10 protein-coding genes are annotated in these 12,813 nt (G+C 71.6%); 4 read left to right on the plus strand and 6 right to left on the minus strand.

Going from position 1 to position 12,813, the window contains the following annotated elements:
- The first annotated feature begins 26 nt into the window (after positions 1-26).
- Entirely contained in the window at positions 27-2,312 is a 2,286-nt protein-coding gene (locus tag KF892_14445; protein MBX3626212.1) for a xanthine dehydrogenase family protein molybdopterin-binding subunit, read from the plus strand.
- On the opposite strand, the gene KF892_14450 is transcribed toward KF892_14445, so the two are convergent.
- Positions 2,309-3,088 (minus strand): SDR family oxidoreductase, encoded by a 780-nt coding sequence (locus KF892_14450; protein ID MBX3626213.1) that lies wholly within the window; start codon positions 3,086-3,088, stop codon positions 2,309-2,311. The two genes, KF892_14445 and KF892_14450, sit on opposite strands and share 4 nt — an antisense overlap.
- Before the next feature lie 137 nt (positions 3,089-3,225).
- Between KF892_14450 and KF892_14455 the strand changes: the two genes are divergently transcribed.
- Positions 3,226-4,176 carry a GAF domain-containing protein gene (locus tag KF892_14455; protein ID MBX3626214.1) on the plus strand — a complete coding sequence of 317 codons (951 nt, stop codon included), beginning with the start codon at positions 3,226-3,228 and terminating at the stop codon, positions 4,174-4,176.
- Between the two features lie 7 nt (positions 4,177-4,183).
- On the opposite strand, the gene KF892_14460 is transcribed toward KF892_14455, so the two are convergent.
- The 3 genes from KF892_14460 to KF892_14470 form a co-directional block, all read right to left on the minus strand.
- The gene (locus tag KF892_14460; GenBank protein ID MBX3626215.1) at positions 4,184-4,495 is read right to left on the minus strand and encodes a hypothetical protein; all 312 of its coding nucleotides are present in this window, start codon (positions 4,493-4,495) and stop codon (positions 4,184-4,186) included.
- Positions 4,496-4,593: 98 nt separating this feature from the next.
- Positions 4,594-6,828 (minus strand): patatin-like phospholipase family protein, encoded by a 2,235-nt coding sequence (locus tag KF892_14465; GenBank protein MBX3626216.1) that lies wholly within the window; start codon positions 6,826-6,828, stop codon positions 4,594-4,596.
- A gap of 10 nt (positions 6,829-6,838) precedes the next feature.
- Positions 6,839-7,270, minus strand: coding sequence for a hypothetical protein (locus KF892_14470; protein ID MBX3626217.1), 432 nt, complete (start codon positions 7,268-7,270; stop codon positions 6,839-6,841).
- A gap of 52 nt (positions 7,271-7,322) precedes the next feature.
- Between KF892_14470 and KF892_14475 the strand changes: the two genes are divergently transcribed.
- Positions 7,323-7,817, plus strand: a complete 495-nt coding sequence (locus tag KF892_14475) for an Lrp/AsnC ligand binding domain-containing protein (protein ID MBX3626218.1) — start codon at positions 7,323-7,325, stop codon at positions 7,815-7,817.
- Between the two features lie 7 nt (positions 7,818-7,824).
- On the opposite strand, the gene KF892_14480 is transcribed toward KF892_14475, so the two are convergent.
- Together KF892_14480 and KF892_14485 are read right to left on the minus strand one after the other, a co-directional pair.
- Positions 7,825-10,320 carry a DEAD/DEAH box helicase gene (locus KF892_14480; GenBank protein MBX3626219.1) on the minus strand — a complete coding sequence of 832 codons (2,496 nt, stop codon included), beginning with the start codon at positions 10,318-10,320 and terminating at the stop codon, positions 7,825-7,827.
- Positions 10,317-11,885, minus strand: a complete 1,569-nt coding sequence (locus tag KF892_14485; GenBank protein MBX3626220.1) for a PAS domain-containing protein — start codon at positions 11,883-11,885, stop codon at positions 10,317-10,319. Before KF892_14485 ends, KF892_14480 begins: the two co-directional genes overlap by 4 nt.
- A 119-nt stretch (positions 11,886-12,004) precedes the next feature.
- On the opposite strand from KF892_14485, the gene KF892_14490 reads away from it, so the two are divergent.
- Complete coding sequence (locus KF892_14490) at positions 12,005-12,793, plus strand: DUF2189 domain-containing protein (protein MBX3626221.1); 789 nt, start codon at positions 12,005-12,007, stop codon at positions 12,791-12,793.
- The last annotated feature ends 20 nt before the right edge of the window (positions 12,794-12,813 follow it).

A 12,813-nucleotide genomic window follows, 5' to 3' on the forward strand; every position in this document is an offset into this window, starting at 1 on the left:
ACGTCACGCAGTGACAGGAGGGCTCCATGAAGCGGCGCAGCCTGCTCCTGCTGGGCGCTGGCGCGGCCGGCGCACTCGTCGTCGGCTGGGGCCTGATGCCGCCGCGCAGCCGCCTGGGCAGCGCACAGCGCCCGCCGGCCGCCGAGGGCCCCGTCATGCTCAATGGCTGGCTCAAGATCGCGCCCGACGGCCACGTGCTGCTGGCCATGAACCGCAGCGAGATGGGCCAGGGCGTGCACACCGCACTCGCCATGCTGGTGGCCGAAGAACTGGACATCTCGCTCGGCAAGGTCGAGCTGGTCGAGGCCGGCCCGAGCAAGATCTACGGCAACGTGGCGATGTTCGTCGGCAGCCTGCCGCTGCACCCGAAAGACAGCGAGCCCGGCCACGAAACGCAAGGCGTGAAGGCCGGCCGCTGGATCGTCAGCAAGGTGGCACGCGAACTCGGCATCAGTGTGACGGGCGGCTCGTCGAGCGTGGCCGATGCGTGGGACGTGCTGCGCCTGGCCGCCGCCACCGCACGCGCGCAGCTGCTGGGCGCCGCCTCGCTGCAATGGAAGCTGCCGCGCGAAGAGCTGCAGATCGTCGACGGCGTGATCGGCCACGCCGGAGCGAAACAAAGCGCGCATTTCGGCCAGTTCGCGAAAGAGGCCGCCGCCACGCCGGTGAGCACCGTGCAGCCGAAAGACCCGAAGACCTGGCGCCTCGTCGGCACCCGCGCGCCGCGCACCGACCTCGCCGACAAGGTGAACGGCCGCGCACGTTTCGGCATCGACGTGCGCCAGCCCGGCCAGCTCTTCGCCTCGGTGCGCCACAGCCCGGTGCTCGGCGGCAGCCCGGGCCGCGTCGACGTCGAGGCGGCGATGAAGCTGCCGGGCGTCGAGCGGGTGGTGCGCCTGAACCCGCTGGGCGGTGCCACCGCCGCCGTGGCCGTGGTGGGCCGCAGCACCTGGCACGCCAAGCAGGGCGCGCAGGCGCTCGACATCGAATGGCGTGCACCGCCCGCCGGCACGGTCGACTCGGCACGCATCGCCGCCTCGCTCGAAGCGGCGGCCCGCGAGGCTGCGGCACGGCAAGGCGGCTTCGCCTTCCACAAGCAAGGCGACGTGCAGGCCGCGAGCGCCGCCGCCACGCGCCGCATCGAAGCCGTCTACCACGCGCCCTACCTCGCACACGCGGCGATGGAGCCGATGAACTGCACCGCGCAGGTGAAAGACGGCCGCGTCGAAGTCTGGGTGCCGACGCAGGTGCCCGACATGGCGCGGGCGATGGCTGCGCGTGTGGCCGGGGTCGACGTGCGCAACGTGGTGCTGCACGTGACCTACCTCGGCGGTGGCTTCGGGCGCCGACTGGAGGTCGACGTGGTGGGCCAGGCGGTGCGCATCGCGATGGAGACCAACGGCCGCCCGGTGCAGCTCACCTGGCCGCGCGAGGAAGACACCACGCACGACTTCTACCGCCCCGCCGGCGCGGCGGTGATGCAGGCGAGCGTCGACGACAAGGGCGCGGTGAGCGGCCTCTCGATCACGAGCGCCGGCGACCTCATCACGCCGCGCTGGATCGAGCGCGGCCTGCCGGCGCTCGCCGGCCCCATCGACGCGCCCGACAAGACCGCGAGCGAAGGCCTCTTCGACCTGCCCTACGCCATCGCCAACCAGCGCATCGCCCACGTGGCCACGAAGAGCGGCGTGCCCATCGGCTTCTGGCGCTCGGTGGGCCACTCGCACAACGCCTTCTTCTCCGAGTGCTTCATCGACGAACTCGCGCACGAGCTCCAGCAAGACCCGGTGGCCTTCCGCCTCTCGATGCTGCACGACATGCCGCGCCACGCGGCGGTGCTCAAGCTCGCAGCCGACAAGGCCGGCTGGGGCAAGCCGCTCGCGGCCGGCCGGGCGCGCGGCGTGGCGCTGCACGAGAGTTTCGGCAGCATCGTGGCCGAGGTGGCCGAGGTGTCACTCGTGGACGGCAAGCCACGCGTGCACCGCGTGGTGTGCGCCGCCGACATCGGCACCGTGGTCAACCCCGGCATCGTGGCGCAGCAGATGGAAGGCGCGGTGATCTTCGGCCTGAGCGCCGCGCTCTACGGCCGCATCGACATCGAAGGCGGCGCAGTGAAGCAGACCAACTTCCCCGACCTGCCGCTGCTCAAGATGGCCGACGCGCCGCCGGTCATCGAGACGCATCTCGTCCAGAGCGTGAACCCGCCCGGTGGCGTGGGCGAGCCCGGCACGCCGCCCATCGCGCCGGCGGTGGCGAATGCACTCTTCGTGTTGACCCAAAAGCGTGTCCGCGCGCTGCCGCTGGTGTCTTAAGCCTTCGTGATCCGCAGGCCGGCGTCGACGAGCAGCAGCTCCCCCGTCGTCTTCGCCGCGCTCGCGCCCAGGTACCACGCCGTCTCGGCCACGTCGTCGGCCGAGATCACCTGCTCCAGCGCCGCGCGGCCCTTGTACCAGTCGACACCCGCCTGGTACTTCTCGGCGCCCAGGCCTTCCTGCAGCCACGGCGTCTCCACCAGCCCCGGCGCGATCGCGTTGACGCGGATGTGCGGCGCGAGCGCACGCGCCAAGCCCACCGTCATCGCATTCAACGCGCCCTTCGAGGCCATGTAGGCGAGCGACGAGCCGCGCCCCATGATCGAGGCCACCGACGACACGTTCACGATGCCGGCCACCGGGTGCTGGCGCATCAGCGGCGCGAAGGCGCGCACCATCTGATACGCGCCGATCACGTTCACGCTGTAGATCTTGTGGAAGTCGTCGGCCTCCAGGCCGTCGAGGTCCTTGATGTCGACGAACTTGGTTGTGCCGGCGTTGTTGACCAGCACGTCGGCGCGGCCGAAGCGGGCTTGCGTCTCGGCGGCGAGGCGGCGGCAGTCGGCGTCTTGCGAGACGTCGGCCTTCACCACCAGCACCTCGGCGCCGAGCGCCTTGCATGCCTCGGCCACGGCCTGCGCCGGCGCCGGGTCGCGCGAGTAGTTGATCACCACGTTCCAGCCGTGGCTGGCGTACAGGCGGGCCGTGGCCGCCCCGATGCCCGACGACGACCCGGTGACGACGGCGACTTTTTTCTGGCCTTGCTTGTGGCTCATGGCAGGGGCTTGTGCAAGAGTGGCGAAGCGGCCATCGTAGCCAGGGCCCTTTTTCCCTGCTGTCCCCTGCAGCACATCCGCAGGCTGGCTCGAAACCTGCTGGAAGCGTGCATCCGATGCTGACCCCACTGCCGCCCATGAACACCCTCATCAAGGCCGTCGAAACCTGGTTGCCCACGCCCGACGGCAGCCTGCTCGAATTCGGCGGCGGCCTGTACGGCCGTGCGACCGCTTTTGGTGCGATCAGCCGCAGCCTGTGCTTCGGCCGTGGCGAAGGCCTGCCGGGCCGCGCCTGGTACGACGGCCAGCCCATCGTGCTGAAGGAGCTCGACGGCTCCTACTTCCGCCGCGCCGAAGTGGCCCGCGACGCCGGCTACACCTGCGCCATCGGCCTGCCGCTCTTCCACGGCGACGCACTCTCCGGCGTGGTGGTGCTCTTCTGCGGCCCCAACCGGCACGAAGACGGCGATGGCGACGACGGCGCGGTCGAGCTGTGGCGGCACAACGCGCGGGTGTCGTCCGACATGACGCTCGTCGACGGCTATTTCGGCGGGCGCATCTCCGAGAGCTTCGCCGCCATCAGCCGCGACACCTACCTGCCACGCGGCACCGGCCTGCCCGGCCTCGCCTGGCAGAAAGGCGCGGCCGTGCTGATCGACGACCTGGGCCAGGCCGGCAAGTTCGTGCGCGCCGACACCGCCGCCGAACTTGGCATCAACCGCGGCCTGGCCATCCCCTGCGCCACGCCCAGCGACGACGCCTACGTGCTCACGCTGCTGTCGACGGCCGACACGCCCATCGCGTTGCGCGTGGAGTGCTGGGCGCCCGACGACGGGCACCTGGGGCTGCAGCGCGTCTTCGGTTTCTGCGAACGCATGGGGGCACTGCGCGCCTCCGACGGCGGCACCGTGCTCGCCGGCTCGATCGGCAAGGCCTTCGCGAGCGGCGTGCCGGTGATCAACGAACACGCCGAGACCGAGCCCGGCCCGGTGGGCGACGCGGCACGCGATGCGGGCCTGAGCGCCCTGGTGGCGGTGCCGGTGATGACGAACGATGGGGTGGGCGAGGTGATCGCCCTTTACTTCTGACGGGTGCTCAGCCGAGAAGGTTGAGCGAGAGCAGCAACCCGAGGCCGATGGCGATCGCGAGGCCACGCGCCTGGCGCGTGAGCATCGGGGCCGACACCGGCTGGCGCTGCTGGCGCAGGCCCAGCACGCCCATCACGAAGGCCGCCGAGGCCGCGGCGACGAACACCGTCGAGATGCCGAAGCCGGCCCAGCCGGCCGCATTGCGCTGCGCCATCAGCGCGACGACCTGGCCGAGCAAGAGCCCGAGCATCAGGGCCATCGCTTGCGGATGGCGGGTGAGGGTGTGGACGACCGTGTGGGAGAGGGCAGAGCGCTTCATGGTGAGCGGCATCGTGGCACGCAGGCCGCCGCCCAGGCGCATCAAATCGTGACGGTTCTCCCCGCAGCGCGTGGCATTCCGCACGCCGGCGCCGGCTTTCAGGGCTGGCCGAGGAAGAGGTAGGCCGAACGGTTGCCGCGGTCGCCCACGCCATAGGCCAGGTAGAAGGGGCCGATGGGCGTGTCGAGCGCGAAGTAGAGCGCGCTGCCGCGGCGCAGCGGCGCGCGGTCGGGGCCGAAGACGGTGTCGCCGATGCGCCCGAATTCGAGAGACCCTCCGACGTACATGCCATCGAGGAAGCCCGGGCGGGCCAGCCGGTAGTTGTAGACGAGGCGGCCGAAGCGCATCTCCTTGCCGAGCAGCTGCCCCGTCTGGTAGCCCGACAGGTTCAGGAAGCCGCCCAGCTGCAGGATCTCGTGGTCGGGCAGCGGCCCGGAGCGCAGGTTGCCGCCCAGGCGCGTGGCGGCGCGCAGCGTGTGCGGGCCGGTGTGCGTGGCGCCCTGCAGCGCGAGCTGCGCCTTGCTGTAGGTGTCGCTCGCGCCGAGCGCGGTGTGTGACATGAACACCTGCAGCTCGCCCGCATACCCTTCGCGCGGGAAGCGCAGGTTGTCGAGCCGGTCGATGCGCACGCGGCCGAGCACGCCGGCCAGCTGGCGGTCGATGCCGAGCAGGCGCGCCGGCACGAAGCTCGTGTCGTCGGCCAGCGTCACCCGCCCGCGCACGACCCCGAGCCGGCCTTCGCCCAGGGTGCCGATCGGCACGCCCACGTCGAGCCCGAACACGTAGGCGCGACGGCGAAAGCGCGCCAGGCGCTCGCGGGTGTCGTCGTCGTACACGTCGAAGGGCTCGTCGACCGCCTCGAGGCGCGGCGCGACGAAGACCCGCTGCGCGGTGGTGAGCGGCTGGTACCACTCGGTGTGCAGCGCGCTCGTGTGGCCGAGCTGCACGTCGTTGCGCCACTCGGCGCCGAGCGCGTTGAGCCAGGTGGCGCGGTGGCTCGCCTGCAGGTTGAAGAAGGCGTTGCCCTCCAGCGTGGACGAGAGCGACAGGCCCAGGCGCAGGTAGTTCGGCCCCCACGATTTCTCGTTGGCCTCGACCTGCAGCACACGGCCGATGCCGGCTTCTTCGAACACGCTGTAGTTGACGCTCTCGAAATCGCCGCGGCTGTAGATGCGCTTCAGGTCGCGGTCGAGGCGCTGCGCGTCGAGTGCGTCGCCGGCCTGCGTGTCCATCGCGGCGAGCACCACGTCGGGGTTGACGACCCGCGCGCCGACCACGCGCACCTCGTCGATCTTCAGCGCCTCGTCGCCCGGCGCACTGGCACGCGCGCGGCGCAGCGCGGCCCAGGTGGGCTCGGGCAGGCTCAGGCGCTCGAGCTGGCCGGTCACCGCGCGGGCCGCCACTTCGCCCGCGGCGGCGGCTTCGCCCAGGCGGTCAAAGGCGGTGGAGCCGATGTCCTTCAGGTCGGGGGCGATCAGCACGTCGCGCTCGCTCAGCTCCTTCAGCGACTGGGTGACGTTGGCCTCGGTCAGGATGCGCAGCACCTGGTCGGTCACGTCGAGCAGCGAGTGGATGTCGCCGCGCTTGAGCAAGGGGGTGCCGATGTTGACCGCGATCACCACCTCGGCCCCGAGCTGGCGCGCCACGTCGACCGGCAGGTTGCGCTTCAAGCCCCCGTCGACCAGCAGCCGGCCATCGATCTCGACCGGGTTCACCGCGCCCGGCACCGCCATGCTCGCGCGCGCGGCGAGCGCCAGCTGGCCGTGGCCGATGACCACCATCTCCGAGCTGGCGAGGTCGGTGGCCACCGCGCGGAAGGGAATCGGCAGCTTGTCGAAGTTGCTGGTGTTCTGCCGGCGTGTGAGCCGGCGCAGCACCGCTTCGAGCGAGACACCGGCCACCGCACCCTTCGGCAGCGCGATGCCCCGGGCGTTGATGCCCATCTCGGGGCCGAGGTAGTTGACGCCGTCGTCGGCCTTGCGCCGAAAGGGCGCGTCGATGCGCGACACGTCGCGAAAGAGGGTGGAGGTCGACAGGCCCTTCATCTCCTCCTCGATCTCGGCCAGGGGCAGGCCGCTCGCGTAGGCCGAGCCGACGATGGAGCCGGCGCTCGTGCCCACGATCACGTCGACCGGCACGCGCAGCTCTTCGAGCACCTTGAGCACGCCGATGTGCGCACCGCCGCGGGCCCCGCCACCCGAGAGCACGAGGCCGACCTTGGGCCGGGCGGCCGGCGCCACGGGTGTGGGGGTGGGCGTCTGCGCCGGTGCCTGCGCCGTCAGCAGCGAGAGCAGCGCCGCCAGCACGGCGGCGCGACGCACGGCACCGCCCATGCGCGCCCGCTCAGCGCGACGCCGCCGAGGCCGGCGCCGACGCGCCGGGCGGCACCGGCACGATCACGCCCGGCATCAGCGAGATCTCGTCCTGCACACGCACGCCGGTCACGAAGGCGCGCGTCTCGCCGAAGCAGCTGGTGGGCAGCCCCACCTTCTCTTCGTAGTGCAGCGCCACGCGCTTGCCCATCACCTTGTTGATCTCGGCAGCGACCGCGTCGTCGTGCACGGTGAAGAGGAATTTCTCGGGCGCCGAGCCCGGCATCGACACCAGCGACAGCTCGCCTTCCCAGGTCTTGCAGAGCCAGCCCTTGCGCGAGAGCTTCTGCACCCAGCCCGCCCGCTCGCCATCGGAGTAGCTCCAGCTCATCACCACCGCGATGTACGCGGCACCGAGCAGCACGACGACGAGAAGCGCGATCAGCCAACGGGTCGCACGCATAAGGAATCCTCCGGGGGTGGGTGTTCTTGGGTGCTCGGTTTATAACCCACGCATGAAGAAAAACGCCGCCAGCGCCGAGCCGTTGCCCGAGGGCCTGGACAAGACCGACGCCCGCATCCTGCGCCTCTTGCAGGCCGACGGGCGCATCAGCAACCTGAAGCTCGCCGAGGCGGTGCACCTGTCGCCCACGGCGGTGCTCGAGCGGGTGAAGCGGCTCACGCGCGATGGCTACATCCTCGGCTACGAGGCGCGGCTCAACCCGAAGAAGCTCGGCGCCGGCATGATGGTCTTCATCCAGGTGGTGCTCGACCGCACCACGCCCGACGTGTTCGACCATTTCAAGGCCGCGGTGCAGGTGCGCCCCGAGATCCTCGAGTGCCACATGGTGGCCGGCGGCTTCGACTACCTCATCAAGACCCGCGTGGCCGACATGGAGGCCTATCGCGCGCTGGTGGGCTCGGTGATCTGGACGCTGCCCGGCGTGCGCGAAACCCACACCTACGCGGTGATGGAAGAGGTGAAGGACACGACGGCGCTGCCGTTCTGAGCGTGTCTCAGCTCAAGGGCGCCAGCAGGTCGTGCAGGTCCTGCTCGCTGAACTTCGCCGCCGCCTCGTCGTCGTGCCCGAGCACACCGTCGGCCAGCGTGCGCTTGCGCGCCTGCAGGGCCAGCATGCGCTCCTCGATGCTGCCTTCGGCGATGAGCTTGTAGACGAAGACCGGCTGCGTCTGGCCGATGCGGTGGGCGCGCGCGGTGGCCTGCGCTTCGACGGCCGGGTTCCACCACGGGTCGAAGTGGATCACGGTGTCGGCCGCGGTGAGGTTCAGGCCCTGGCCGCCCGCCTTCAGGCTCACCAGCAGCAGCGGCGCCTCGCCACGCTGGAAACGCTGCACCACCTCGCCGCGCCGCGCGACCGGCGTGCGGCCGGTGAGCGCGAGCCAGGGGAGTTGCAGCTCGTCGAGCGCCAGTTCGATGAGCGACAACGCTTGCGTGAACTGCGAGAACAGCAGCACGCGCCGGCCTTCGGCCACCAGCGCGGGCAGCTGCTGGCACAGCCAGTCGAGCTTGGCGCGCTCCATGCCGCGCGGGTTCTGGTGGCCTTTCAGCAGCCGCGGGTCGCAGCACACCTGGCGCAGCTTGAGCAGCGCATCGAGGATGGTGATCTGCGCCCCGGCGAAGCCGCGCCGCGTGAGCAGGCGCCGCACGATCTCGTCGGAGGCAACGCGCACGCTCTCGTACAGCTCGCGTTGCTGGCCTTGCAGCTGCACCCGCTCGACCACCCCGGTGAGCGGCGGCAGCTCGGTGGCCACGTCCTGCTTGCGGCGGCGCAGGATGAAGGGGCGCACACGCTGCGCGAGCCGCTCGGCGCGCAAGGTCTCGCCGTTCTCTTCGATGGGCTTGCGCCACTGGCGGGCGAAGCTGCGGCTGTCGCCGAGGAAGCCGGGCATGAGGAAGTCGAACTGCGCCCACAGTTCGGAAAGGTTGTTTTCGAGCGGCGTGCCGGTGAGGCAGAGGCGGTGGCGCGTCTCCAGGCGACGCAGGGCGCCGGCGCTGCGGCCGGTGGCGTTTTTCACCGCCTGCGCTTCGTCGAGGAGGACGATGTGAAAGCTGTGCGGGAGCAGTGCCTCGATGTCGCGCCACAAGAGCGGGTAGGTGGTGAGCACCACGTCGTGCTCGGCGATGCGGGGGAAGTCTTTCGCGCGCTCGGGCCCTTGCAGCACGAGCAAGCGCAGGCCGGGCGCCATGCGCTGCGCTTCGGCGCGCCAGTTGAAAAGCAGCGAGGTGGGCAGCACCACGAGCGCGGGGCGGTCGAGGCGGCCGGCTTCTTTCTCGACCAGCAAGTGCGCCAGCGCCTGCGCCGTCTTGCCCAGGCCCATGTCGTCGGCCAGGATGCCGCCGAGCCGGTGCTCGCGCAGGTATTGCAGCCAGTCGAGGCCGCGTTGCTGGTAGGCGCGCAGGCTGAGCTGAAGCCCCGCCGGTGGCGGCACCGGCGGCGGCGTGCCGGCGCTGCGCAGCCGCTCGGCGAGCAGCTGCAGGCCGGCCTCGCCCTGCAGTTGCCAGGCGCCGTGCGGGCCGGCGCGCTGCGCCTGCGTGTCGTGCAGCGCGCTGCGCAGCAGCTCGAGCCGGTGCGCGTCCCAACCGCCGAGCGGCAGGGGCCCGTGCTGGCGCGCGGGGTCGGTGAGCAGGTCCACCATCGCGCGCACGATGGCCTTGATCGGCGCGGCGGGCGCGTCGATGCGCCGGCCGCCGGGCGCGCGCAGGCGCACCGTCGCGCGGTCGTCGAGGCTCGCGATGTGGGCCACCGAGAGCCAGCGGCTGTCGCGCTTGAGCAGGTCGGCCAGCAGGGGCACGAGGTCCCAGGTCTCGCCCGCGATCTCGACGCCGAGCGAGAGCATCCAGCTGCCTTCGCGCCAGGGCTGGCGCAAGGCCTCGACGGGCACCTCGTCGCGGCGCAGCGGCGCGGCGAGTTCGCGGCCCAGCACCTCGCCGGTGGCCGGCTCGACGACGAGCTTCCAGCCCTGCACCTGCAGCGTCTCGTGCGCGAAGCCGGGCAGCACCACCACGCTCCAGCCGGCGGCCTGCCACTCGGGCACACGCTCGGCCCAGAACTCGCCGAACTGCTCTTCGCGCAGCAGCGTCCACAGCGGGCCCGCCGGGCGCGGCAGGTCGGCCGAGCGCCATTGCAAGGCGTCGTCGGGCAGCGGGTGCAGGCCGGCGGCCCACACCGCGTCGAGTGCGTCGGCCTCGGCGGCACGCTCGCGGGTGAGCGACCACGGGCCGCCGTCGGCGTCGTCAACCTGCACGACCGCCGGGCCGCGGCTGTTGAGCACCGAGGTGGGCGCGGGCAGCTCGGTCTCGCGGCCGTCGTCGTGGCGGTAGAGCCAGCCGATGCGCGCCACCGTGACCTCGGGGCCACGCGGGCCGAAGGGGCCGCTCGGCCGCAGGCCCAGCAGGCCGTGGCCGCGGTTCAGGGTCTGCAGCGTGAGGCGTGGGCGGAAACGTGAACGGGATGGGGACGGGGCGGTGTGCGCGGGCCCGGGAACACTCATGCGCCCGATTGTGGGTGCCCCGGGCCCTCGGCCGGCGCCGGGGCCACCGGCAGCGAGACGGTGAAGAGCGAGCCCTGGCCCGGCTCGCTCTGCGCCTCGATGCGCCCGCCCATCAGCTCGACCAGGCGGCGGCTGAGCGCCAGGCCGAGGCCGCTGCCGGGCACGGCCGTCGCTTCGGCGCCGAGACGGTCGAAGGGGGTGAAGAGGCGCTGCAGCTGGGCGGCGTCCATGCCGATGCCGTCGTCTTGCACGCGCAGCGCGATCTCGTCGCCGCCGACGCGCGCCGACACCGTCACCCGCCCGCCCGCGCGGCCGTACTTGATCGCGTTCGACAGCAGGTTGTGCACCACCTGGCGCACGCGCCGCGGGTCGGCGTGCACCGGCAGCGCCTGCGCCGGCAGCGAGTCGACGAGACGGATGCGCGCGCCCTCGGCCACCTGCGACAGCTGCACCAGGCAGCCGCGCACGACCTCGGCCAGGTCCATGCGGGCATTGGCCACGCGCAGCTGGCCCAGCTCGGCACTCGACAGGTCGAGGATCTCGTCGATCAGGTCGAGCATGTGCTGCCCGCTGCTGCGGATGAGGCCGCCCCAGCCGCGGTGCTTCTCGGAAAGCGAGAGGTCGATCTCGAAGAGCTGCGCGAAGCCGAGGATGGCGTTGAGCGGCGTGCGCAGCTCGTGGCTCACGCGCGAGAGGAACTGCGTCTTGTTGACGCTCGCGGCTTCGGCCACGTCGCGCTCGACCTGCGCGCTCTGCATCAGTCGACGCGCAGTGATCTCGGTCACCGTGCCGCGCAGGCCGGTGCTTCGGCCGTGCTCGTCGCGCACGGCTTCGCCGCGGGCTTCGATCCAGCCGCCCCCGCCGCCGCGGCGCCGGTACTCCACTTCGAGGGCGAAGGGCTCGCCGGTCTTCATCGTGCGCACGACGGCCGCCTGCACGATCGCCAGGCTGCGCGGCGGGTAGGTCTGGGCACGGCCCGCGTCGGCCGGCGGCGGCGGCTCGCTGGGGTCGTAGCCGAAGATGGCGTAGAGCTGCTCCGACCAGGTGGTGCGGTTGGTGGCCATGTCCCATTCCCAGCTGCCGATCTGGCCGAGGCGCTGCGCCTCGCGCATGGCGGCCTCGCTGCGTCGCAGCAGGTCGAGCGCCCGTTGGTGCTCGGCCACCTCGGCGCGCAAGGCGGCTTCGATCTCCTTCAGCCGCGTGACGTCGGTGACCTCGACCATGAAGCCGACCGCGCGGCCGTCGACCATGTCGGGCAGGTAGTGCGCCACGATGTGCCGCATGTCGCCGCCAGGCGAGCGCACATGCCGCTCGAACATCTGTTCCTGCCCCGCGAGCGCACCGCGCGCATAAGGCTCGTTGAGCGCGAACACCTTCGGGTCGAGCAGGTCCTGCAGGCGGGTGCCGACGAGGCTGCCGGGCGCGGCGCCAAACCAGCGCTCGTAGGCCCGGTTGGCAAAGCGGCAGCGCAGCTCGCTGTCCCAGTAGCCGAGCATCGACGGCACATGGTCGACCAAGCGGCGCACGTGATAGGCGACGCCTTCCCTGAACGGGTCCTCACTCATGCAGGCCACGCTATCCCTGGGCCGGCACTTGTGTATCGGGGAGAACGAGGGGCACGCGCGAGCGCGATCGGCTCAAGATGCGGTGTTGCGCCCCCACGCGACTCCCCTCGAACATGGCGATGACCACCTCCGAATCCACGCCCACCCGTGACGACGCCCCTCGGCCCAGCACCGCCTTCGACATCCCCTTGCGCCCGCTGGCCTGGCGCACGCTCGTGCACTGCCTGCGGCTCGGCCTGCGCGACTTCGCCCGCGCCCCGTGGATCGGCCTCTTCTACGGCGCCTGCTTCGTGGCGATGGGCTGGGCGCTGCTGGCGGTGTTCCAGCATGCGCCGGTGTACGTGCTCGCGCTGTCGGCCGGCTTCCTGCTGATGGGGCCGTTTCTCTGCATGGGCCTGTACCGCGTGAGCCAGCAGCTCGAAGCCGGTGGCGCGCCGCGCTTCGCCGACTCGCTCTTCGCCTGGCGCACCCGGCTCGGCACGCTCGCGATCTTCGGCTTTGCGCTGCTCGTGCTCGAGATGCTGTGGGGCCGCGCGGCGCTGGTGGTGTTTGCAGTGAGCTTCGACGGCATGCCCGACTTCAAGGGCTCGCTGCTCGCGCTGCTCGACCTCGACAACCTCGGCTTCATCGTTGCCTACCTGGCGGTGGGCGCGGTGTTCGCCGGGCTCATCTACGCGGTGAGCGTGGTGGCGATCCCGATGATCCTCGACCGGCAGACCGATGCGATCACCGCCGCGCTCACCAGCCTGCGCCTGGTGCTCACGCAGACGCCGGTGCTGCTCGCGTGGGGCGCGATCGTCACCGTGCTCGTGGTGCTGGCGCTGCTGCCGGCCTTCGCGGGGCTGCTCGTGATCGGCCCGTGGCTCGGGCATGCGAGCTGGCACCTGTACCGGCACGCGGTGGGCTGACGCTCACCGCCACAATCGGG

Origin of the sequence: Rhizobacter sp., from assembly GCA_019635355.1 — a bacterium.
In the GTDB taxonomy this organism is placed as follows: Bacteria; Pseudomonadota; Gammaproteobacteria; order Burkholderiales; family Burkholderiaceae_C; genus Rhizobacter.

Bases quoted from the DNA above. Each gene is read 5' to 3' on its own strand.
- KF892_14445 (MBX3626212.1), top strand. From the start codon at position 27: ATGAAGCGGCGCAGCCTGCTCCTGCTGGGCGCTGGCGCGGCCGGCGCA.
- KF892_14450 (MBX3626213.1), bottom strand. From the start codon at position 3,088: ATGAGCCACAAGCAAGGCCAGAAAAAAGTCGCCGTCGTCACCGGGTCG.
- KF892_14455 (MBX3626214.1), top strand. From the start codon at position 3,226: ATGAACACCCTCATCAAGGCCGTCGAAACCTGGTTGCCCACGCCCGAC.
- KF892_14460 (MBX3626215.1), bottom strand. From the start codon at position 4,495: ATGAAGCGCTCTGCCCTCTCCCACACGGTCGTCCACACCCTCACCCGC.
- KF892_14465 (MBX3626216.1), bottom strand. From the start codon at position 6,828: ATGGGCGGTGCCGTGCGTCGCGCCGCCGTGCTGGCGGCGCTGCTCTCG.
- KF892_14470 (MBX3626217.1), bottom strand. From the start codon at position 7,270: ATGCGTGCGACCCGTTGGCTGATCGCGCTTCTCGTCGTCGTGCTGCTC.
- KF892_14475 (MBX3626218.1), top strand. From the start codon at position 7,323: ATGAAGAAAAACGCCGCCAGCGCCGAGCCGTTGCCCGAGGGCCTGGAC.
- KF892_14480 (MBX3626219.1), bottom strand. From the start codon at position 10,320: ATGAGTGTTCCCGGGCCCGCGCACACCGCCCCGTCCCCATCCCGTTCA.
- KF892_14485 (MBX3626220.1), bottom strand. From the start codon at position 11,885: ATGAGTGAGGACCCGTTCAGGGAAGGCGTCGCCTATCACGTGCGCCGC.
- KF892_14490 (MBX3626221.1), top strand. From the start codon at position 12,005: ATGACCACCTCCGAATCCACGCCCACCCGTGACGACGCCCCTCGGCCC.